The sequence below is a fragment of the Actinomycetospora sp. 2LY8.5 genome, from assembly GCF_057180585.1.
Window position 1 is genome coordinate 1 of the sequence record NZ_JBXUHE010000001.1, and the last position, 20570, is coordinate 20570.

The window sequence follows — 20570 nt, forward strand, 5'->3', positions numbered from 1 at the left end:
GCACGGTCGAACACCTCCCGCTCCACGCCACCCATCGGTTCGCTCATGTGTTCGATCCTACCACCCACCGGCGACAGCGGCGACACCCGCGTCACCGGAGGGTCGCTGCACCGACCCCGGCCCAGCACCCCCCACGAGAAGCACCTCCCCCAGCTCAACCAGCTCGATGATCATGCGGGAGGCACCTCTCGGCCGACCACGTTCCGGCGAAGGGGGCCCCTCGCCGATCTACCCGACCCGAGGTGCCCTTCGGTCGGAGCCCTGCGGGTCAGGCCAGCCCGAGCACGGCGAGTGTCGTCCGGGCCGCCTCGCCGCCCTCGGTTTCCGCGAGGTCGAGAACCCCGGGGACGTCGAGGTCGTCGAGCAGGCGCGCGAGCACGGCCTCGGTCGCGGGGCCGTTGCCGCCGGGGTGGCGTGCGGCGGCCGCGTAGAGCCGCTCGAGCCGTGCGGCCGCGTCGTCGAGGGCGCCGGTGGTGACGTCCCACGGCTGCGCCCAGGGCCGATCGAGCAGGAGCAGGCGCACGGCGGCCGCCGGGTGCGTCTCGAGCAGTTCGCCGACGAGCAGCAGGTTTCCCGCCGACTTCGCCATCTTCTCGCCGTCCACCCGCACGGTGCCGACGTGCAGGCGCGCACGCGCGAACGGCGCGACCCCGGTGACGGCCTCGACCATCGCGGCCTGCGTGGTGTGGTGCGGGTGGCGCAGGTCGGCGCCCCCGATGTGCAGGTCCACCGCGGGGCCCAGGACGGTCAGCGCCATCGCCGCGCACTCGGCGTGCCAGCCCGGGCGCCCGTCGCCCCACGGGCTGGGCCAGGCGGCCTCCCCCGGCGCGGCGGGACGCCAGACGAGGGCGTCGGCGGGGTCGTCGGCCTCGGGCCAGGGCGCCTCGCTGGACGTCTCGTCACCCACCAGCTCGGTCGGCCGGGAGACGGCCCGAAACAGCACCGCCCCGTTCCGCTCGTACGCCGCGCCCCGCTCGAGCAGCGCCGAGGCCAGGGCGACGACGCCGTCGACGTGGTTGTGGGCGCGCGGCTCGTGGGTCGGCGGGCGGACGCCGAGGGCGGCCATGTCGTGGTCGAAGCGGAACTGACCCACCGCGGCGAAGCTGTCGAACCGCGCCCCGGCCCGCTCGGCGGCCGCGTCGAGGACGTCGTCGACGTCGGTGACGTTGCGGCAGCTGATCACCTCGATACCGACGCGACGCAGCACACGCGCGGCGACGTCGGCCCACACGAACGTCGACGCGTGGCCGAGGTGGGTCGTGTCGTAGGGCGTGATGCCGCAGACGTAGGCGCGGGCGCGCCCCACCAGCGGCAGCGGTGCGCCGGCCAGGCGCAGCGACGGGCTCATCAACGTGTCCTTCCGGTGCGCTTGGCCGCCCGGCGCCACTGCACCATCCGCCCGAGGCCGGGGATGGCGAGCAGCAGCATCCCGGCGATCGCGGCGAACAGCAGCCAGATGCCGAGCGGCAGGGTGGCCTCGACCCCGAGGAACACGACGCGCGCCGGGTCGAGGTTCTGGAGGATGAAGATCAGCAGGAAGACGAGCACGACGGCGCCGAGGATCAGCCCGATCCAGGCGCCGCCGATCCGCGTGCGGCCCGGCGACGTCCGCACCCGGGGGCGGGCCGCGGCGGCGCCGTCGGGAATGGTCGGGCGCTCCGACGGCGGTGTCGAGGCCCCGGCGGAGGTAGAGGCCTCCAGCTCGGCCCGCGTCACCGCGGCCGTGCCGGGCCTGGTCGGCCCGTCGGCGGGCGACGGCGCGCCGTACCGGGGCTCTTCGCTCATGACCGCCATCTTCGCGCGTCCCGGCGCCCGACGTGAGCCCCTGGGCGAGCGCCACGCCGATCAGAAGCCTCACTGATGTCGATCAGACGAAGCATGTCTTCGACGTATGGCCCGGCGCCGACGACGATGAGCTGATGACGACCTTCGTCCTCGTCCCCGGGATGTGCCACGGCGGCTGGTGCTTCGACGACCTCGCCGCCGAGCTGCGCGCCGCCGGCCACGACGTCGCGGCCCTCACCCTGACCTCCGTCGGTGACCCCGACACCCCACCCGACCCGACCGTCGACCTCGAGACCCACGTCGCCGACGTCGTGCGGGCCCTCGACGCGAGCGACGGCCCGGTGGTCCTCGCCGGCCACAGCTACGGCGGGCTCCCCATCACCGTCGCCGCCGACCGCCGCCCCGGGACGGTCGATGCGCTCGTCTTCCTCGACGCCTTCGTCCCCCGCCACGGCGAGACCGCCCGCACGATGACCGGCGACGAGGAGCGCGCCTGGTACGACGAGGGCCGCGCGACCGGCCTCGTCCCGACGCTGCCGTTCTTCGACGCCCGCGCGACCGACCACCCGCTCGCGACCCTCGAGCAGCCGGCCCACCTCGAGAACGGCCTCGAGGACCTCCGGAAGCGCGTCTACGTCTACGCGAAGAACTGGTTCGGCCTACCCTCGCCGTTCGGTCCGACGCTGGAGAGGCTCCGCGACGACCCGACCTGGACCGTCCACGAGCTCGACGCCGCCCACAACCTCATGCGCGACGTCCCCGAGCAACTGCGCGACATCCTGCTGGACGCCGCTCAGCCGTGACCGGCACCCACCCCGGCCGGCGTCCTGGGCTGGTGGGCGGACGGCGGGTGTGACCGTCAGCCCTGATCCGCAGCCCTGATCCGCAGCCCTGATCCGCAGCCCTGATCCGCAGCCCTGATCGTCACCGTGCCACGGCCACGGTGACACCGCGGCCGCGCTGCTTGGGCGTCACGAGCTCACCACCACCGAGCTCGCGGGCGGCCAGCAGCGCGGCCGCTTCGGCGACGCTGCCGGTGCCCACGAGGCGGCGGACGACGGCGGAGGGGCTGGGGACGTCGACGGTGTCGAGCTCGGCGGCGGGATAGGTCCGCAGGGTCCGGCCGTCTGCGAGGGCCAGCACCGCCGGCTCCGACGCGCGGGTCTCGATCGTGGCGACGACGTCGACACGGTCCAGACCCAGCGCGTCGACCGCCTCCTCCAGACGGGCCAGGGCCGTCCCGGGCTCGATCCCGACACCCAGCACCACCGCCATCTACGGTGTCACCAGCGCGTCGAGCACGTCGGCGACGTGGTCCTGGATCGACAGGTGCCCGGTGTCCGGCAGACGGTGGAGACGCCCGACGCCGGCCGGGAGCCGCGACGCGATGTCCTCGGCGTGGTGCATCGGCACCATGCTGTCGGCCTCGCCCTGGAAGATCTCGACGGGCGACGTGACCGCGGACCAGTCGAGGTGCCACGGGCCCGCCCACAGCCGGTACTCCTCCATGACCCCGGCCGGACCCTGGCGCAGCGACTCCACGAAGAAGGACATCTCCTCCTTGGCCGGGCGGCGGGCGATGAAGTCCTTGTCGGGCTGCGCCAGCTCGGCGGAGATCTGCGAGACCGCGGCCGACGGCATCAGCCGTGTCGCCCACTTCTGGAACCGCAGCGACATGGCCTCGCGGTGCGGGTGGTCCTGGAGGAGGTCGAGCATGTCGAGGTCGGACTTCGCGAGGCCCTCGCGGGCGCCCGGGCGGTCGTCGATCGGCCCGGCGCCGGCCATCAGCGCGGTGCCGGTGATCCGCGGGTTGCACCCGGCGGCGCAGGACAGCGCGAACGGCCCGCCGGCGGAGTAGCCGACGGTCGCGAAGCGATCGATCCCGAGCGCGTCGGCCAGAGCCAGGATCTCACCCGCGTAGCCCGCGATCGTGCGCCCCGGCACCGGGTCGGAGCCGCCGATCCCGCCGCGGTCCGGGCAGAGGATGCGCAGCCCGCGCTCCCGGGCCGGCCCGTCGGTGAAGTCCTTGCCCAGACGGCTGTCGGGGGTGCCGTGGAAGAGGAAGACCGGCGCGCCCGCCGGGTCGCCGTGCTCGGCGAGGGCGACGGCGCGGCCGTGGACGGTGACGCGGTGACCGGTCATCGGGACATCGTGACGTGGCGCAACCAGCGGGCGACACCCTCGGGACGACCCGCCGGGTGCGTGTGCAGGTAGGAGGCGTGCACGCCGCCGAGGACGAAGCCCTCCGGCTCCGCGCCGTCCCAGCGCCAGGCCGGTGAGCCGCCGGCGCGCGGGGTGGTCACGGTGCGGTGGAACTCGTGCCCGGTGACGGTCTCGCCCGCAGCGGCGAGCGGGGAGTCGGCGCACGCCGTCGCGGTGCGGTACCCGAGCGCCAGGCGTGGGCCCATGGCGGCGTCGGCGTCGAGCACCCCGCACATCGGCGCACCGTCCAACGAGCGTGCGAGGTAGAGCAGCCCGCCGCACTCGGCGTGCACCGGACCGCCCGCGGCCGCGAACGCGCGGACGTCCGCGCGCAGGGCGGCGTTGGCGCTCAGTGCCTCGGCGTGCTCCTCGGGGAACCCGCCCGGCAGGACGAGCCCGGCGGTGCCCGCGGGCAGGGCGGTGTCGTGGGCGGGGTCGACGGTGACGACCTGCGCCCCGCCGGCGGCCAGCAGCTCGACGTGCTCGGGGTAGCCGAAGGTGAACGCCGCACCGCCGGCGACGGCCACCACCGGGGCGCCGGGCACGACCGACCCGACCACGCTCGCCGGGTCCCACGCGACCGCCGGCGACGTGGGTGCCGAGCGGGCGAGCGCGGCGACGGCGTCGAGGTCGACGTGGTCGGCGACCAGCTCGGCCATCGCGTCGACCGCCGAGCGGGCCACGGCCCCGTGCTCCGCGGCGGTGACCAGCCCGAGGTGGCGCGACGGGACGGCGAGCGCGGCGTGCCGCGGCAGGACGCCGAGCACGGGCAGGCCGATCTCGGCGCAGGCCGCGCGCAGGATCTCCTCGTGGCGGTTCGAGCCGACGCGATTGAGGACCACGCCGCCGAGGCGCAGCCGCGGGTCGAAGTCCCGGAACCCGGCGAGCAGGGCGGCGACCGAGCGCGACTGCCCGCGCGCGTCGACCACGAGCACGACCGGGGCGTCGAGCAGGCGCGCGACGTGGGCGGTGGAGCCGTCGGCCCGGGCCGCGGAGCCTGCGGAGCCCGCCTCGTCCCGCGCGGTCCGGTCGGTGTCGATGCGCCCGTCGAAGAGCCCCATGACCCCTTCGATCACGGCCAGCTCGGCGCCCCGGCTCCCGTGCACGACCAGCCCGGGCAGGGTCGCGGCGTCGACGAGGACGGGGTCGAGGTTGCGGCCGGGGCGGCCGGCGGCCAGGGCGTGGTAGCCGGGGTCGACGTAGTCGGGGCCGGCCTTGAACGGGGCGACGGCCGTACCGCGCGCGGCGAGGGCGCCGAGCAGGCCGGTGGTGACGGTGGTCTTGCCGCTGCCCGAGGACGGCGCGGCGATCACCACGCGGGGCGGGAGGGCTACCACTCGATACCTCTCTGCCCCTTCTGCCCCGCGTCCATCGGGTGCTTGATCTTGGTCATCTCGGTGACGAGGTCCGCCGCGTCGATCAGCGCGGGCGGCGCGTCGCGACCGGTGACGACGACGTGCTGGTGGCCGGAGCGGTCGTTCAGTACCGAGACCACCTCGTCGACCGCGATCCACCCCCACTTGAGCGGGTAGGTGAACTCGTCGAGCACGTAGAAGTCGTGCGCCCCGGCCTCGAGCCGGCGTCGGATCTCCGCCCAGCCCTCGCGCGCGGCCGCGGCGTGGTCGGACTCGGAGCCCTGCTTGCGCGACCAGGACCAGCCCTCGCCCATCTTGTGCCACTCGACCGGCCCGCCCTGGCCGGTGTCGCGGTGCAGGTCGCCGAGGGCCCGCAGGGCGGTCTCCTCGCCCACGCGCCACTTCGCGGACTTGACGAACTGGAACACCGCGATCGACGACCCGGCGGTCCACTGCCGCAGCGCGAGCCCGAACGCGGCGGTGGACTTGCCCTTGTTCACGCCGGTGTGGACGACGAGCAGCGGCCGGCGCCGGCGCTGGCGCGTCGTCAGCCCGTCGTTCGGGACGCTGCTCGGGACCCCCTGCGGCACTGTCAGCCTCCTTCGTCGGCATGTGAGCACTTTCCGGGGCCACAGGCCCGGAAAGTGCTCACGAGGCGCGGAACTGCTCGACGACGCCGGCGACCGACTCGCCGGTCAGCTCGTCGAGGGTGACCACGGTGCCACCGGCGACGCGCGCCACGCGGCCCGCGAGCCCGAGGCGCACGGGACCGGACTCGCAGTCGACGACGACGGTGCTCATGCTCGCACCCCGCCCGGCGGCGCCGGCGTCGCGCGCGAGACCCCGCGCGGCGTCGAGGGCGGCGTCCAGGCCCCCGGAGCTGGTGGCGCGCCCGTCGGTGAGCACCACGAGCAGCCCGCGCCGGCGAGGGTCGCGGGTGCGCTCGGTGCGCAGCACGGCCCGGGCGGTGCGCAGCCCGTCGGCGAGCGGGGTCCGCCCGCCGGTGCGCAGGTCGTGCAGGCGGGCGTGAGCCGCGTGCACCGAGGTCGTCGGCGGGAGCGTCACGCTCGCCGCGCCGCCCCGGAACGTCACGACACCCACGCGGTCGCGGCGCTGGTAGGCGTCGCGGAGCAGGGCGGCGACGGCCCCGGTCACCGCCGACATCCGCCGCCGCGCCGCCATCGACCCGGACGCGTCGACGCAGAACAGGACGAGGTTGCCCTCGCGGCCCTCGCGCACGGCGTGGCGCAGATCCTCACGCGCCATGTGTGCGCCCCGCCCCGCCGCCGCCAGCACCGTCGCGGGCACGTGCAGGGTGGTGTCGTCGCGCGCGTCGGGGACCGCCCGCACCACACGGCCCCGACGACCCCGGGCTCGCGAGCGACGGCCCGGCGCGCCCTCCCCCGTGCCGCGGACCTCGAACCGGCGCGCCGTCAGCCGCGTCCGCGCGGGGGCGCCGACCGGGACGCCGGCGGGCTCGGGCCCCGAGGGCCCCGAGGGCCCCGAGGGCCCCGAGGGCTCCGCAGGCGTCGAGCTCTGTTGCGACTCCCCGTTCGACGGCCCCCGCGGCGGCGCCGAGCTCGACGGCGGCGGCGCGCCACCACCGTCACCACCACCGTCACCACCACCGCCCGGACCACCGCCCGGACCACCGCCCGGACCGCCGCCGTCGTCGTCGGGACCGCCGCCGTCATCGGGGCCGCCGCCGTCGTCGTCCGGTCCGCCCTCGGGAGGCTCGGGCTCGCCGGGGTCGGACGCCGCCTCGTCCGCGCGCTCCATCGCCTCGTCGAGCTCGTCGTCACCGAGGTGCGGCTCGTCGAACGGGTCGCGGCGGCGCCGGTGGGGCAGGGCGAGGCGGGCGGCCGCGCGGACGTCGGACGCGTCGACGACGTCGGCGCCGCGCCAGGCGGCGTGGGCGACCGCGGTACGGGCGAGGACGACGTCGGCGCGCATCCCGTCGACCCCGACCTCCGCGCACAGGGCCGAGATGCGCACGAGCTCGGCGTCCGGCAGCACCACGGCCGCCAGGCGCGCCCGGGCCTGCACCAGGCGCAGGCGCAGCGCGTCCTCGTCGCCGGCGAAGCGGGCGGCGAAGGCGTCGGGGTCCGCGTCGTGGGCCAGCCGCCGCCGCACGACCTCGGTGCGCTCGGCGACGTCGCGCGAGGCGGTGACGTGCACGGTGAGCCCGAAGCGGTCGAGCAGCTGCGGGCGCAGCTCGCCCTCCTCCGGGTTCATGGTCCCGACCAGGAGGAACGCGGCCGGGTGGGTCAGCGAGACGCCGTCGCGCTCGACGGTGGCGCGCCCGGTGGCGGCCGCGTCCAGGAGCAGGTCGACGAGGTGGTCGTGCAGGAGGTTGACCTCGTCGACGTAGAGCACGCCCCGGTGCGCGGCGGCGAGCAGGCCGGGCCGCACGGTCGCGCGGCCGTGGGCGAGGACCTCCTCGAGGTCGAGCGAGCCGATGACCCGGTCCTCGGACGCGCCGACGGGCAGCTCGACGAGGCGGACGGGGCGGCGCTCGCGCGGGGCGTCGGCGGCGAAGGGGCCGTCGGGGCTCTCCTCGCCGGCGTCGGTGTCGACGGAGAACCGGTCGCCGGTGACGACCTCGACCGGCGGCAGCAGCGTGGCGAGCGCGCGCACGATCGTCGTCTTCGCCGTGCCCTTCTCCCCACGCACCAGCACGCCCCCGATGCCCGGGTCCACGGCGGTGAGCATGAGGGCGGTTCGCAGGTCCTCGTGGCCGACGACGGCCGAGAACGGGAAGCCCAAGGAATGTCCTTCGAGACGGAGCGAGACGGAGCGAGACGGAGCTCGACCATCGGACGGGGACGGGAGGAGACGGCCGACCCTAACCCACGACATCTGAGCGTCCGCTGAGGTGAACGTGACGATGGAGAACTCCGCGGAGCGGGACCCGGACCCCGGGGGCAGGTGGGTCCGGGTCCCGTCTCCGTTTCGTCGGACCGGGCTGCCCTCCGGTCCGGACGTCTTCCCGGTCAGGTCAGCTGCGCGGCCAGGCCCGGGCTCGCCGTCGCGACCCGCACGTAGTAGCCGGGCTTGCCGGCGCGGGCACAGCCGTCGCCGAAGGACGTGACGCCGATGAGCTTGCCCGCGGCCACGAGCGGTCCCCCGGAGTCGCCCTGGCATGAGTCGACACCGCCCTGGTCGAACCCGGCGCAGGTCATTCGGCGGGCGTCGAACGTCCGGTCACCGGAGCGGCAGTAGTCGTCGCCGCGCATCGGGACGGTGGCCGTCAGCAGGTACCGCGAGGGCGTGCCGCTCTCGGCGGTCGTGCCCCAGCCGTAGATCTGAGCGGCGCGGCCGTCCTGGTAGAGCTCCTCGTCGCCGGGGCCGGCCAGCGGCAGCGGCGTGCGCGGGCTGGGGGTCGCGAGCGTCAGCACCGCGAGGTCGGTGCCCCGGCCCACGCCCTCGAACTCCGGGCTGACCCACACCGAGCGCACCGTCGAGCTCTCGCCGACCGTCGACTGCTTGTCGTCGCGGCCGATGACCACGCGGGTCTGCTCGGCGGTCGTGGCCGCCATGCAGTGGGCCGCGGTGAGCACCTTGGTCGGCGCGACCAGCGTGCCGCCGCAGAACTGGAACCCACCGGGGTCGGTGAGGTAGACCGCCCACGGGTTCTCGTCGGTGGTCGTGCGCGCGCCACCGACGACGCGGACGCCCGCGTCGACGACGAGGGCCCCGGCCGAACCCGTGCCGTCGTCGGGCGGCGGCAGGGTGGGCGGGGTTCCAGCGGCCGCCGAGGCACCGCCGGCACCGGCGAGCGCGAGCAGGAGGGCCACCCCGGCGAGCACGAGGGCTCGTCCCGTGCCTCGAGTGGCCCACCCACCGCGCACGCCGTTCGTCATCCGGTCCGCCCCTCCCGCTCAGGTCTCTTCGGCGGCGCGCTCCCTGTGCCGTTCGGCGCAGATGCGAGCTGCCTTCGGCGGCAGACGACAGCAGCCGAGCGGTCGACGGACAAGGCGACGACGGGAAGGTTCGCTCCGCCGAGCGACGATGAACGGTCGATTTCCGTCGGTAAACGACACGGTCGAGTGGCTGTCGGCCGATGAACGGTCAGTCGCTGTCGACGAGCGGACGGAGCGGTGACCGTTCGTCGCGCGGCGCCCGGCGTGGGTGATGTGGACCGGCCGGACCGCGCGGACATCGATGGCGCACTACCGTGGGAGCGTGCCTCACCACGACCTGGTCATCATCGGCACCGGCTCGGGCAACACGATCCCGGACGAGCGGTTCGCCGGCCTGGACGTGGCGATCATCGAGCACGGCGTCTACGGCGGGACCTGCCTCAACGTGGGGTGCATCCCCACCAAGATGTACGTCTACGCCGCCGACGTCGCCGAGACCATCCGGCACGCCGCCCGGCTCGGTGTCGACGCCTCGGTCGACAAGATCCGCTGGGCCGACATCCGCGACCGCGTGTTCGGGCGCATCGACCCGATCTCGGCGGGCGGGCAGCGCTACCGCGAGGGTCAGGAGGGCACGACGGTCTACCTGGGCCACGCCCGGTTCACCGGCGAGCGCACGCTGGCGGTGACGCCGACCGACGGCCCCGTCGCCGACGACGACCCGGTCACCGTCACCGGCGACCGCATCGTCGTCGCCGCGGGCGCGCGACCGGCGATCCCCGAGGTCATCGCCTCGAGTGGCGTCCCGTTCCACACCTCCGACGACGTCATGCGCCTCGACGAGGTCCCGCGCCGCCTGACGATCATCGGCGGCGGCTACATCGCGGCCGAGTTCGCGCACGTGTTCTCCGCGCTCGGTTCCGAGGTCACCCTCGCCACGCGCGGGCCGGCGATCCTGCGCGACCAGGACGAGGAGATCTCGTCACGGTTCACCGAACTCGCGGCCCAGCGCTGGAACGTGCTGCTCGAGGCCGCGCCCACCGCGCCGCCCGAGCGACGCGCCGACGGCATGATCGTCGTGCACACCCACCAGGGCGCGATCGAGGGCGACGCGCTGCTCGTGGCCACCGGGCGCATCCCCAACAGCGACCGCCTCGACGCCACGGCCGGCGGGCTCGCGCTGCACCCCGACGGCCGGATCGTCGTCGACGAGCAGCAGCGCACCAGCGTCCCGGGCGTGTGGGCGCTCGGCGACGTGAGCTCGGAGTTCCAGCTCAAGCACGTCGCCAACCACGAGGCCGCGGTCGTGCGGCACAACCTGCTGTACCCCGACGACCCGCGCGTCACCAACAACGCGCACGTGCCGGCCGCGGTGTTCACCGAGCCGCAGATCGCGTCGATCGGCCTGCGCGAGCAGGACTGCCGCGACCGCGGGATCCCCTACGTCTGCAAGGTGCAGCGCTACGGCGACGTCGCGTTCGGCTGGGCGATGGAGGACACGACGGGCATCGTCAAGATCGTCGCCTCGCCCGACGGGACGTTGCTCGGCGCCCACCTCATGGGCCCGCAGGCCTCCTCGCTGGTGCAGCCGCTCATCCAGGCGATCACGTTCGGCCTCGACGCCCGGACCATGGCCGAGAGGCAGTACTGGATCCACCCGGCGCTGCCCGAGGTCGTCGAGAACGCCCTGCTGGGGCTCCCGCTCGACCCCGAGAACTGGTGATCACTCGGTTCGTCGGAACCGCCACACCGCCAGCGCCAGCAGGATCACGCAGCACGCGACCGTGATGAGGATCTGCACGGCGACGGGCACCTGCCAGGTCCCCCAGACGATCCCCGGGTCGAACCGGGCGCGGGTGGCGGCGTCGACGTCGAGGTGGTCGAACACCACCGAGCGCAGGGGCTCGACGGCGTAGGTCATCGGGTTGACGTGGGTGAGCACCGCGAGCCACGTCGGCAGACCCGAGAGCGGGAAGAGCGCCCCGGACAGGAACATCAGCGGCGTGATCACGAGCTGGACCAGCGGCATCGCCGTCTGGATCTGCCGCACCCGCGCCGCGAGCACGAGTCCCAGCGCCGTGATCATGAAGCCCATCAGGAAGATCAGACCGACCATGGCCAGCAGCATCAGCGGGTCGTAGGGCACGCCGACGAGCCCGGCCAGCGCGAGCAGCACGAGGCACTGCAGGGTGGCGACGGTGGCGCCGCCGGTCGCCTTGCCGACGAGGATCGCCGCCGACGACACCGGCGCGACGAGCATCTCGCGCAGGAAACCGAACTCGCGGTCCCAGACGATCGAGATGCCGGCGAACGCCGCGGTGAACAGCACCGAGATCGCCATGACGCCCGGGAACAGGAAGGTCGTGAACGGCACTGTTCCACCGGCTCCGCCCGTGCTGCTCGGCCCGTTCCCCTGGCCGAGCAGGGACCCGAGCCCGCTGCCGAGCACGAAGAGGAAGAGCAGCGGCTGGGCCAGCGAGGACAGGATCCGCGAGCGGTCCTTGACGAACCGGATCATCTCGCGCTGCCAGACCACGGTCGCGGCGCGCGCCTCGGTCACCAGGCTGCTGTCGGGGACCCGGACGGCCTCGGTGGTCAGCCCCGAGGGTGTCTCGGTGGTCATGAGCGCCTCATCCGCATCGCCATGGGATGCGTGCCCCGCGATTCTCCTGGCCCGGCCTCCGCGTCGCGGATGGTGGTGCCGGTGTGGGCGAGGAACACGTCGTCGAGGCTGGGCCGGGTGACGGTCACCGAACGGATCGCGACGCCGTGGCCGCCGAGCCGGTCGAACAGCCGCGGCACGAACCCGGCGCCGTCGGGCACCGCGATCGTCACCGCGCCCTCGCGCATCGCCGGGTCGAGTCCGAGCTCGGTGCGCAGCGCGCGCAGGGCCGCCTCGTCGTCGTCGGTCGTGATCGCGATCCGATCGGCGCCGACCTGCGCCTTGAGCGCGTCCGGGGTGTCGAGGGCGACGATCCGGCCCTCGTTCATGATCGCGATACGGTCGCAGTGCTCGGCCTCGTCCATGTAGTGGGTCGTGACGAAGACCGTGATCTCCTCTGTGCGATGGAGCTCGGCCACGTAGTCCCAGATCGTGCCCCGGGTCTGCGGGTCGAGCCCGATCGTCGGCTCGTCGAGGAAGAGCACCTGCGGCGAGTGCAGCAGGCCGCGGGCGATCTCGAGGCGGCGCCGCATGCCGCCGGAGTAGGTACGCACCTCGTCGGCCCGACGGTCCCAGAGCCCGACCATGCGCAGGACCGCCTCGCGGCGCGCGGGCGCGCGCCGGCGGTCGACCCCGTAGAGCTCCTGGTGGAAGCGCAGGTTCTGCTCGCCCGACATCGGGGCGTCGAGCGTCGGGTCCTGGAAGACCAGCCCGATCCGGCGGCGCACCGCGGCGCGGTCGCGCACGACGTCGAGCCCCACGACCTCCGCGTGCCCGTCGGTCGGTTCGACGAGGGTGCACAGGATGTTGATCGTGGTGGACTTGCCCGCCCCGTTCGGCCCGAGGAAGCCGAACGTCTCCCCGCGCGCGACCTCGAGGTCGATCCCGCGGACCGCCTCGACCGCGCCGTACCGTTTCACCAGCCCGCGGACCGCGACCGCCGGTGTGTCCATCCGCACCCCTCCTCTAACAGTGTTAGAGACGCTACTCTGACGGTGTTCGAGACGGCAAGGAGGTCCCGCGGTGGCGCGCAAGACCCTCACCCGCGACGACGTCGTCGACGCCGCCGTGGATCTCCTGGCCGAGGTCGGCCTCGAGGGCTTGTCCCTGCGCCGCCTCGCCCGCGACCTGGGAGTGAGCGCGCCGACCCTGTACTGGCACGTCGCCGACAAGCGCACGCTGCTCGACCACGTCGCCGAGCGCCTGCTCGTCGACCAGTGGCAGGTGACGCCGCCGGCGCCGGGCGAGGACTGGGCGGAGTGGTTGCGCGAGCGCGCGACCCGCCAGTACCGCGCACTCGTGACCCATCGCGACGCGGCGCGCGTCGTCGCCGGCAACCGACCGACCGAGGCGGCGATGCCGGCCGTCGAGCAGACGCTCGGCACGCTCGTCGGTGCCGGCTTCGCGCCGGCGGCGGCGTTCGCGGCGATCCAGGCCGTCGGCAACCTCGTGATCGGCTCGGCACTGGAGTACCAGGCGGAGCGGGAGCGGGACGCGTCGGCGGGCGACGGCGCCGCCCACGACCCGGTGCTGTTCCCGCAGCACGCCGCGCTCGCCGACGTGCTCGCCGACCGCCCCGAGCACGGCGCCGACCACGACGCGCTCTTCCGCCACGGCCTCGACCTCATGATCGCCGGCCTGCGCGTGCAGCAGGCGAGCGCGGTGGCGCGGACCGGATAGGGGCGCGGACCGGATAGCGGACCGGATAGGGGCCCTCAGTCGCGCCCGAGGTGCTCCTCGCCGGGGATCGGGCGCGGGTTCTCACGCGCCTCCTCGGCGTCGGCGCGCTCGGCGTCGGCCCGCTCGCGCCGCTCGGTGCCGGGCAGCGAGGTGTCGTTCTCGTCCACCGCCTGCCGAGACCTGCGCTCGGCCACGGGCAGCGAGTCGGCCTCGAGGTCGGCGACCTCCTCGGCCGCGCGCTCGCGTTCGACGGCCTCGGGGAGCGACGGCTCACCCTCCGTGTCGGACCGCCTGTGCTCCGCCATCGAGCCCCCTTCGACGCCGTTGACCTCGCCACCGTCCGGCGTCGGACCCACGACGTCAAGCGCCCGGACGGCGCCGGATCTTCTCCCGCAACCCCACGGACGTCGCCGCGGCGTCCGCGACCGCGTCGAAGTAGGCGTCGCGATCGACGACGACGTTCTCGTACTGCCCGAACAGCTCGAACCCCACGGTGCCGTAGAGCTGGGTCCACGCCACCACCGCGGGGACCGCCAGGGACGGCGCCAGGCCGGGCAGCACGTCGGAACGCAGGACCTTCGGCCAGCCCGCCGCCGCGCTCGGGTCGCCGTGCTCGGCGACGATCGCGGCGAGCACGAGACCGACGCGCCCGGCCGCCGGGACCGTCTCGGCAGGCGCGGCGTACCCGGGCACCGGCGAGCCGTAGATCAGCGCGTACTCGGCGGGGTGCTCGTGCGCCCACGCCCGCACGGCCCGCCACACCGCGCGCCACTGCTCCCGGGGCGCCGCCCCCGGGTCGCGCGCGGCCTCCGCCCGCTCGCCCACGGCGTCGTAGGCCTCGACGATCAGGCGGGTCAGCAGCTCGTCGCGACCGGCGACGTACCGGTAGACCGCCGAGGACACCATCCCGACCTCGCGCGCGACCGACCGCAGCGAGAGCGCGGCCGCGCCCTGCTCGGCGAGCTGGCGGCGCGCCTCGTCGAGGATCGCGCGCGTGGTCTCGGCCCGCGCCTGCGCGCGGATTCCGTGCGGCATGGCGAGCATCGTGCCACAAAGCGAGAGCAGTGCTCTTGACACGTCGTCCGACCTGGAGCACTCTCGACGTCAAGCGAGAGCACCGCTCTCACATGTCGAGGAGGGCCCGTGACCGCCACCCACTACCAGGCCCCCGGATCGTTCACCCGCCGCGTGATGAACCCGCTCGTCGCCGGCCTGACGCGCCTCGGCGTGCCCCTGGCCGGCTCCGCGGTCCTCGGGGTCCGCGGTCGCCGCAGCGGGGAGATCCGCACGACGCCGGTCAACCCGCTGTCCTTCGAGGGCCGTCGCTACCTCGTCGCCGCGCGGGGGGAGACGCAGTGGGTCCGCAACCTGCGCGTGGCGGGCGAGGCCGAGCTGACCGTCGGGCGGCGCACCGAGACCGTGCGTGCGACCGAGCTGGCCGACACCGAGAAGGTCCCGGTCCTGCGCGCCTACCTGCGCGCGTGGGCCTGGGAGGTCGGCGCGTTCTTCGACGGCGTCGGCGCCGACTCCGGCGACGACGAGCTCGCCGCGATCGCTCACCGCCACCCGATCTTCGCGATCGCGACGACCTGACCGCCGGACGACCCGGCCGACGCGGTAACCTCGGTCACGACCCGGCCCGGGGCGGCGCCCCGGTCGTCGCCCGTGGGACGAGGGAAGGGCAGTGCGCTCCTCGGCGCGATCCGTGCCGGTGTGCCCCGTCGCCCGACGATCCCCAGGGGTCGCGGCGGGGCCCTGAGAGGGAGTCGTCATGTCCCGCATCCCGTTCGCCGCATCCATCGCGAGCACGCCGTGAGGGCCGGCCCGAAGCCCGAGCCCACCACCAACCGCGTCACCGATGCCCACGAGTCGGCGCTGGTCGCCTTCGAGGCCGACCAGCGCGTCGCGGCCCGGGTCGTGGCGGCGCACGCGACCGATGTCGAGGACTGCGCCGAGCTGCTGGGCATGCTCGGTCTCGCGCGGGCGGTCGGCCTGCCGGTGACCGACCCGCCGCCTCGGCACTGACCGGTGCCGGCGAGCACCGAGGGGTCGTTACTGGCTGGTAACCCTCGCCAGGCGAGCGATACCGGCCAGTAACCACCGACTCGCGCCGCCGGGCGGGCCGCTATCGTGCGGCCATGTCCGGTGATCGTGAGCACGAGCTGGTCCTGTTCGGCGCGACGAGCTTCGTCGGGGAGCTGACGGCCGCCTACCTCGCCCGGAACGCCCCGGCGGGCACACGGATCGCGCTGGCCGGACGCTCGCGGCAGCGCCTCGAGGCCGTGCGCGACCGGCTGCCCTCCCCCGGCGGCGACTGGCCGCTGGTGGTCGCCGACTCGGGCGACGCCGCGGCGCTCGCGGGCATGGCCGCCTCCACCGACGTCCTGGTCACCACCGTCGGGCCCTACGCGAAGTACGGCCTCCCGGTCGTGGAGGCCTGCGTGACCGCCGGCACCCACTACGCCGACCTCACCGGCGAGGTGCAGTTCGCCCGCGAGGCCATCGACCGGTTCGACGAGACCGCCCGCGCCAACGGCGCCCGGATCGTGCACTCCTGCGGCTACGACTCGATCCCGTCCGACCTCGCGGTCCTCCTGCTCCACAGCCGCGTCCAGGCCGACGGGGAGGGCGAGCTCACCGACGTCACGGCCGTCGCCCGCATCCGGGGCGGCGTCTCGGGCGGCACGATCGACTCGATGCGCGGGCTCGCCGACGCCGCCAAGGCCGACCGCTCGGTGGTCGCGCTCCTGCGCGACCCGTTCGGGCTGAGTCCCGAGCGCGACGCCGAGCCCGACACCCGCCAGCCCAGCGACAGCCCCGCACCCCACCGCGTCGACGGCCGCTGGGTCGCCCCGTTCGTCATGGCGTCCTACAACACCCGGATCGTGCGGCGTTCCAACGCGATCGCCGGCTACGCCTACGGCAAGGGGCTGCGCTACGGCGAGGTCATGGGCGTCGGCAGCGGGCCGGTCGGCGCGGTCACCGCCGGTGCCGTCACGGTGGGTCTCGGCGGAATGCTCGCCGGGTTCGCGACGCCGGGCGTGCGTCGGGTGCTCGACCGCGTCCTGCCCAAACCCGGCACGGGCCCGAGCACGAGGACGCAGGAGACGGGGTGGTTCCGGCACGACATCGACGCGACGACCACCACGGGCGCGCGCTACACCGGGCGCGTCTCCGGCTCCGGCGACCCGGGCTACGCCGCCACCGCGGTCATGCTCGGCGAGAGCGGGCTCTGCCTCGCCCTCGACGGCGACCGGCTCCCCGACCGCACCGGCTCGCTGACCCCCGCCACGGCGATGGGCCCGGCGCTGGTCGAGCGCCTGCGCACCGCGGGGCACGTCTACGACGTGGCCCGCGCCTGAACCGTCGGCAGGGCCGTCGGCGGGCCGTCGGCGATCAGGCGCTCCAGCGCGTCGGTGTCGAGGTTCTTCTCGACGAGGTCGCCGAGCAGGTCGAGCTGGGCGGCGCGGACCGCGGCGTAGGACGTGTCGGGCGCGGCCACGAACTCGCGGCCCGCGGCGGCCGCGGCGCGGGCGAGCAGGCGCCGGCGCAGGGCGTCGTTCTCGAGCAGGCCGTGGGCGTGGGTGCCGAGCACGTGGCCGGCGTCGACACCCTCGGGCGTCCCGTCGGCGAGGGTCACCAGTGGGGGCGCAGAGGATCGCAGCTCCCGGCCGTGGTGGATCTCGTAGAACGCGACCGGCTCCCCGAGCGCGGTGCCGCTCGGGGTGCCGAGGTGCTTGGCGACGTCGAAGGTCACCTCCACGTCGAGCAGGCCCAGCCCGTCGGCCGTGCCGGGTGCGGCCTCGACGCCGTGCGGGTCGTGGATGCGCCGGCCCAGCATCTGGTAGCCGCCGCAGACGCCGAGCACGGGCTTGCCCGCGCCCGCGTGGGCCAGGACGGCGTCGGCGAGCCCCGAGGACCGCAGCCAGGCCAGGTCCGCGACGGTCGTCTTCGACCCGGGCAGGACGACGAGGTCGGCGTCGGCGAGGCGCGAGGGCTCGGTGACCCAGCGGACGGCAACACCGGGCTCGCTCGACAGCGCGTCGACGTCGGTGCCGTTGGAGACCCGCGGCAGGCGCACCACCGCGACCCGCAGCCAGTCCCGTCCGCGCGGCGGGGCCGGGCGCCCCACGACGCCGTCGGCGACGTGCCCGAGCGAGTCCTCGGCGTCGAGCCACAGCTCGGGGCTCCACGGCAGCACGCCCAGGGTGCGACGGCCCGTCAGCACCCGCAGCTGGTCGAGCCCGGGGGCGAGCAGGGCCGGGTCGCCGCGGAACTTGTTGACGATCCAGCCCGCGACGAGCGCCTGGTCGGCGGGTTCGAGCACGGCGAGCGTGCCGAACAGGTGTGCCAGCACGCCGCCGCGGTCGATGTCCCCGACGACGACCACGGGCAGGTCGGCGGCGCGCGCGAGGCCCATGTTGGCGATGTCGGTGGCCCGCAGGTTGATCTCCGCGGGCGAGCCGGCGCCCTCGCAGATCACGACGTCGTGGTCGCGGCGCAGCTCCGCCAGGGTCTCGACGACGACCTCGAGCAGCGCGGCCTTGCGCTCGCGGTAGCTCGCGGCCGACACCGTCCCGTCGACGACGCCGCGCACCACGACCTGCGCGCTGCGCTCGCTGCCCGGCTTGAGCAGCACGGGGTTGAACCGCACGCTCGGCGCGAGCCCGCACGCCGCCGCCTGCAGCGCCTGCGCGCGGCCGATCTCGCCGCCGTCGGCGCACACGACGCTGTTGTTCGACATGTTCTGCGCCTTGAACGGCGCCACGTCGACGCCCCGGCGGTGCAGCCACCGGCACATGCCGGCGACGAGAACGCTCTTGCCCGCGTCCGAGGTCGTGCCGGCGACGAGCAGCGCTCCGCTCATCCTCCCGGCCATCACCAGTCGGGGAGCCCGGCGAGCCCGGGCAGGCCGTCGAGGGAGTGCTGGTTCTTCTCGGTGCGGTAGTTCCGCAGCCATTCCGGGCTGCGCCGCTCGGCCCAGGAGTCGAGCAGCTCGCGGTCGCCCTCCAGCGTCATCCGCGGCACGGCGTACCCGCACGCGTCGGCGACCCGGGTGACGTCGACGGTGACGACCCCGCGGGCCTCGGTGCGCCGGGACGCCAGCCCCATGGCGAACGGCTCGAGCGCGGCGTCGAACCCCGCTTCGCCGTGCGTCACCACCCGGCCGCGCCCGTGCAGGCGCACCACGTTGGGCGTGCCGTCGAACGAACAGAACATCACGCACACGCGGCCGTTCTCGCGGAGGTGGGCGATCGTCTCCACGCCGCTCGCGGTCATGTCGACGTAGGCGAACGTGTGGTCGTCGAGCACCCCGAACGTGCCGCGCAGCCCCTTCGGCGAGACGTTGACCAGCCCGTCGCCCGACAGCGGCGCGGTGCCCACGAAGAACACCGGCTGCTCGCCGATCCACCGGGCCAGGCGGGGCTCGATGCGCTCGTACACCTTGGCCATGCCCGCAGACTCGCACGGCTGCGCGACGGGACGCAGGGTGATTCAGGCGACCCCGATCTCGAGGTCCAGCAGCACGCCCCGGTCCTGGGTGTCGTCCACCGCCTTCGGGATCGCCGAGAGGTCCCGCGCGGTCAGCGCCACCACCCGCTCCCCCGCCACGTCCTCGCGGATCGTCTCGGTGAGCAGCCGGACGCGGTGGATGCGCCCGGTGGTCTCGAGGCCGTCGAGCGGGTCGACGACCAGCTCGCCGTGGAGGCGGACGGGCCCCTCGACGGCGTACGGGGCGTCCCAGACGGCGCGGAAGCCGTCCCCGGTCAGCTCGACGGCGTGCCCGCCCCGCGGGACGGCGTGCGCGTCGACGACGTCGGACCAGCCGGCGGGGCGCGGGAGTCGCTCGGCACCGGCCGGGTGCTCGACGAACCGGAGCCGCCAGGTGCGGATCTGGCGGATCGACGCCAGCGGGCAGGCGCGGGCTCGGATCACCGCGGCGGGCAGCAGGATCGGCAGCGAGCGCACGGCTCCACCATGAACGACAGCGGCCGGATCGTCCTGATGAGCTCAGCGGTGCCGGTTGGGCCGTCGGGCGAGGTCCTCGAACCCCGGGCACTCGACGACCTCGACCCCCGCGGCCTCGAGCCGGGCGGCGCCCGACGGCGTCCCGACGAACAGCGGCGGCTCGCGCCAGGCCATGACGACCCGGCCGATGCCGGCGTCGAGGATGTGCTGGGCACAGGTCACCGGGCGCGACGCCCGCTGCCCGCACGGCTCCAGCGAGGTGTAGATCGTGGCACCGGGCAGGCGCGGGTCGTCGCGGTCGACGTCGCGCAGGGCGACCTCCTCGGCGTGGTCGAGGACGTCGTCGCGGCGGCTGTGCCCGGTCGCGAGCACCGTGCCGTCGGCGGCCACCACGACACAGCCCACCGAGAACGCCGACGGCGAGGGCGGGCAGCGCTCGGCGAGCGAGCAGGCCTCCGCGAGCCAGCGGGCGTCGGCGTCGCCGAAGCGGTAGCGCAGCAGCACGTCGGGGCCGACACGGCGGGTCTCGACGAGATGCGCCTCGTCCGGCGCGCCGGTGAAGCGCGGGCCGTCGCCGACCAGCCGCGGTGCCACCGCCAGCTGCAGCTCGTCGACCACCCCGGCGCCGAGGAACTCCCGGTGCACGCCCGCCCCGCCCTCCACCATGAGGCGCACGACGCCGTGGCCCGCCAGCTGGTCGAGCACCTCGTGCGGCGTGCCGGCGAGCACCACGGTGTCGGTGACGTCGCGGCCCTCGGTGAGCACGCGTGCGGTGGGGTCCACGGCCCGCGACGAGAGCACCACGCGCAACGGGGAGGGACCGAGGCCGCGCTCCACCCGGTCGGCGCGGCGCTCGGGCGAGCGCACGAGCAGGCGGGGGTCGTCGGCGCGCACGGTGCCGGCGCCGACGAGGATCGCGTCCACCCCGGCCCGCTCGGCGTCGACACGGTCGAGGTCGGCGGGCCCGGAGAGCACGAGCCGGTGCGGCGAGGCGTCGTCGAGGAACCCGTCGATCGACACCGCCGCCGAGGCGAGCACGTGCGGGCGCTTCAT

The 20570-nt window shown here is 75.0% G+C and carries 22 protein-coding genes; 6 read left to right on the forward strand and 16 right to left on the reverse strand.

Annotated features, from left to right (window positions below):
• Positions 1-268: 268 nt before the first annotated feature.
• Complete coding sequence (locus tag AC2A1K_RS00005) at positions 269-1348, reverse strand: cysteine--tRNA ligase (protein ID WP_483894260.1); 1080 nt, start codon at positions 1346-1348, stop codon at positions 269-271.
• Entirely contained in the window at positions 1348-1785 is a 438-nt protein-coding gene (locus AC2A1K_RS00010; RefSeq protein ID WP_483894261.1) for a LapA family protein, read from the reverse strand. The genes AC2A1K_RS00005 and AC2A1K_RS00010 overlap by 1 nt, the downstream gene beginning before the upstream one ends.
• Positions 1786-1919: 134 nt before the next feature.
• Between AC2A1K_RS00010 and AC2A1K_RS00015 the strand changes: the two genes are divergently transcribed.
• Positions 1920-2588, forward strand: a complete 669-nt coding sequence (locus tag AC2A1K_RS00015; RefSeq protein WP_483894262.1) for an alpha/beta fold hydrolase — start codon at positions 1920-1922, stop codon at positions 2586-2588.
• Positions 2589-2709: 121 nt separating this feature from the next.
• Here the strand turns inward: AC2A1K_RS00015 and AC2A1K_RS00020 are convergent, their stop codons facing one another.
• From AC2A1K_RS00020 to AC2A1K_RS00045, 6 genes are all read right to left on the reverse strand, one after another.
• The gene (locus tag AC2A1K_RS00020; protein ID WP_483894263.1) at positions 2710-3060 is read right to left on the reverse strand and encodes a cobalamin biosynthesis protein; all 351 of its coding nucleotides are present in this window, start codon (positions 3058-3060) and stop codon (positions 2710-2712) included.
• Positions 3061-3927, reverse strand: a complete 867-nt coding sequence (locus tag AC2A1K_RS00025) for an alpha/beta fold hydrolase (protein ID WP_483894264.1) — start codon at positions 3925-3927, stop codon at positions 3061-3063.
• The gene (locus AC2A1K_RS00030; RefSeq protein ID WP_483894265.1) at positions 3924-5324 is read right to left on the reverse strand and encodes a cobyrinic acid a,c-diamide synthase CobB; all 1401 of its coding nucleotides are present in this window, start codon (positions 5322-5324) and stop codon (positions 3924-3926) included. Before AC2A1K_RS00030 ends, AC2A1K_RS00025 begins: the two co-directional genes overlap by 4 nt.
• Entirely contained in the window at positions 5318-5932 is a 615-nt protein-coding gene (gene cobO / locus AC2A1K_RS00035) for a cob(I)yrinic acid a,c-diamide adenosyltransferase (protein WP_483894266.1), read from the reverse strand. Before cobO ends, AC2A1K_RS00030 begins: the two co-directional genes overlap by 7 nt.
• 58 nt (positions 5933-5990) lie before the next feature.
• The gene (locus AC2A1K_RS00040; protein WP_483894671.1) at positions 5991-8054 is read right to left on the reverse strand and encodes a VWA domain-containing protein; all 2064 of its coding nucleotides are present in this window, start codon (positions 8052-8054) and stop codon (positions 5991-5993) included.
• Positions 8055-8335: 281 nt separating this feature from the next.
• On the reverse strand, positions 8336-9151 hold the full coding sequence (locus AC2A1K_RS00045; RefSeq protein WP_483894267.1) for a S1 family peptidase: 816 nt from the start codon (positions 9149-9151) through the stop codon (positions 8336-8338).
• 376 nt (positions 9152-9527) lie between these two features.
• On the opposite strand from AC2A1K_RS00045, the gene AC2A1K_RS00050 reads away from it, so the two are divergent.
• Positions 9528-10928, forward strand: coding sequence for a mycothione reductase (locus AC2A1K_RS00050; RefSeq protein WP_483894268.1), 1401 nt, complete (start codon positions 9528-9530; stop codon positions 10926-10928).
• On the opposite strand, the gene AC2A1K_RS00055 is transcribed toward AC2A1K_RS00050, so the two are convergent.
• Positions 10929-11828 (reverse strand): ABC transporter permease, encoded by a 900-nt coding sequence (locus AC2A1K_RS00055; RefSeq protein WP_483894269.1) that lies wholly within the window; start codon positions 11826-11828, stop codon positions 10929-10931.
• The gene (locus tag AC2A1K_RS00060; protein ID WP_483894270.1) at positions 11825-12820 is read right to left on the reverse strand and encodes an ATP-binding cassette domain-containing protein; all 996 of its coding nucleotides are present in this window, start codon (positions 12818-12820) and stop codon (positions 11825-11827) included. The genes AC2A1K_RS00055 and AC2A1K_RS00060 overlap by 4 nt, the downstream gene beginning before the upstream one ends.
• A 70-nt stretch (positions 12821-12890) precedes the next feature.
• Between AC2A1K_RS00060 and AC2A1K_RS00065 the strand changes: the two genes are divergently transcribed.
• Positions 12891-13547 carry a TetR/AcrR family transcriptional regulator C-terminal domain-containing protein gene (locus tag AC2A1K_RS00065; RefSeq protein WP_483894271.1) on the forward strand — a complete coding sequence of 219 codons (657 nt, stop codon included), beginning with the start codon at positions 12891-12893 and terminating at the stop codon, positions 13545-13547.
• A 35-nt stretch (positions 13548-13582) separates the two neighbouring features.
• On the opposite strand, the gene AC2A1K_RS00070 is transcribed toward AC2A1K_RS00065, so the two are convergent.
• Together AC2A1K_RS00070 and AC2A1K_RS00075 are read right to left on the reverse strand one after the other, a co-directional pair.
• Positions 13583-13852: a hypothetical protein gene (locus AC2A1K_RS00070; protein ID WP_483894272.1), complete on the reverse strand. Its 270-nt coding sequence runs from the start codon at positions 13850-13852 to the stop codon at positions 13583-13585.
• 55 nt (positions 13853-13907) lie between these two features.
• Positions 13908-14582 (reverse strand): TetR/AcrR family transcriptional regulator, encoded by a 675-nt coding sequence (locus AC2A1K_RS00075; RefSeq protein ID WP_483894273.1) that lies wholly within the window; start codon positions 14580-14582, stop codon positions 13908-13910.
• Positions 14583-14690: 108 nt separating this feature from the next.
• On the opposite strand from AC2A1K_RS00075, the gene AC2A1K_RS00080 reads away from it, so the two are divergent.
• From AC2A1K_RS00080 to AC2A1K_RS00090, 3 genes are all read left to right on the forward strand, one after another.
• On the forward strand, positions 14691-15140 hold the full coding sequence (locus AC2A1K_RS00080) for a nitroreductase family deazaflavin-dependent oxidoreductase (RefSeq protein ID WP_483894274.1): 450 nt from the start codon (positions 14691-14693) through the stop codon (positions 15138-15140).
• Between the two features lie 219 nt (positions 15141-15359).
• Positions 15360-15572, forward strand: a complete 213-nt coding sequence (locus tag AC2A1K_RS00085; protein WP_483894275.1) for a hypothetical protein — start codon at positions 15360-15362, stop codon at positions 15570-15572.
• A gap of 113 nt (positions 15573-15685) precedes the next feature.
• Positions 15686-16909: a saccharopine dehydrogenase family protein gene (locus tag AC2A1K_RS00090; protein ID WP_483894276.1), complete on the forward strand. Its 1224-nt coding sequence runs from the start codon at positions 15686-15688 to the stop codon at positions 16907-16909.
• Here the strand turns inward: AC2A1K_RS00090 and AC2A1K_RS00095 are convergent.
• From AC2A1K_RS00095 to AC2A1K_RS00110, 4 genes are read right to left on the reverse strand one after another with little or no spacing between them, the layout of a single operon-like run.
• Positions 16888-18414 (reverse strand): cobyric acid synthase, encoded by a 1527-nt coding sequence (locus AC2A1K_RS00095; RefSeq protein WP_483894277.1) that lies wholly within the window; start codon positions 18412-18414, stop codon positions 16888-16890. The genes AC2A1K_RS00090 and AC2A1K_RS00095 overlap by 22 nt on opposite strands.
• 11 nt (positions 18415-18425) lie before the next feature.
• Positions 18426-19001: a pyridoxamine 5'-phosphate oxidase family protein gene (locus AC2A1K_RS00100; RefSeq protein ID WP_483894278.1), complete on the reverse strand. Its 576-nt coding sequence runs from the start codon at positions 18999-19001 to the stop codon at positions 18426-18428.
• A gap of 42 nt (positions 19002-19043) precedes the next feature.
• Positions 19044-19517: a hypothetical protein gene (locus tag AC2A1K_RS00105; protein ID WP_483894279.1), complete on the reverse strand. Its 474-nt coding sequence runs from the start codon at positions 19515-19517 to the stop codon at positions 19044-19046.
• Between the two features lie 42 nt (positions 19518-19559).
• Complete coding sequence (locus AC2A1K_RS00110) at positions 19560-20570, reverse strand: dihydrofolate reductase family protein (protein WP_483894280.1); 1011 nt, start codon at positions 20568-20570, stop codon at positions 19560-19562.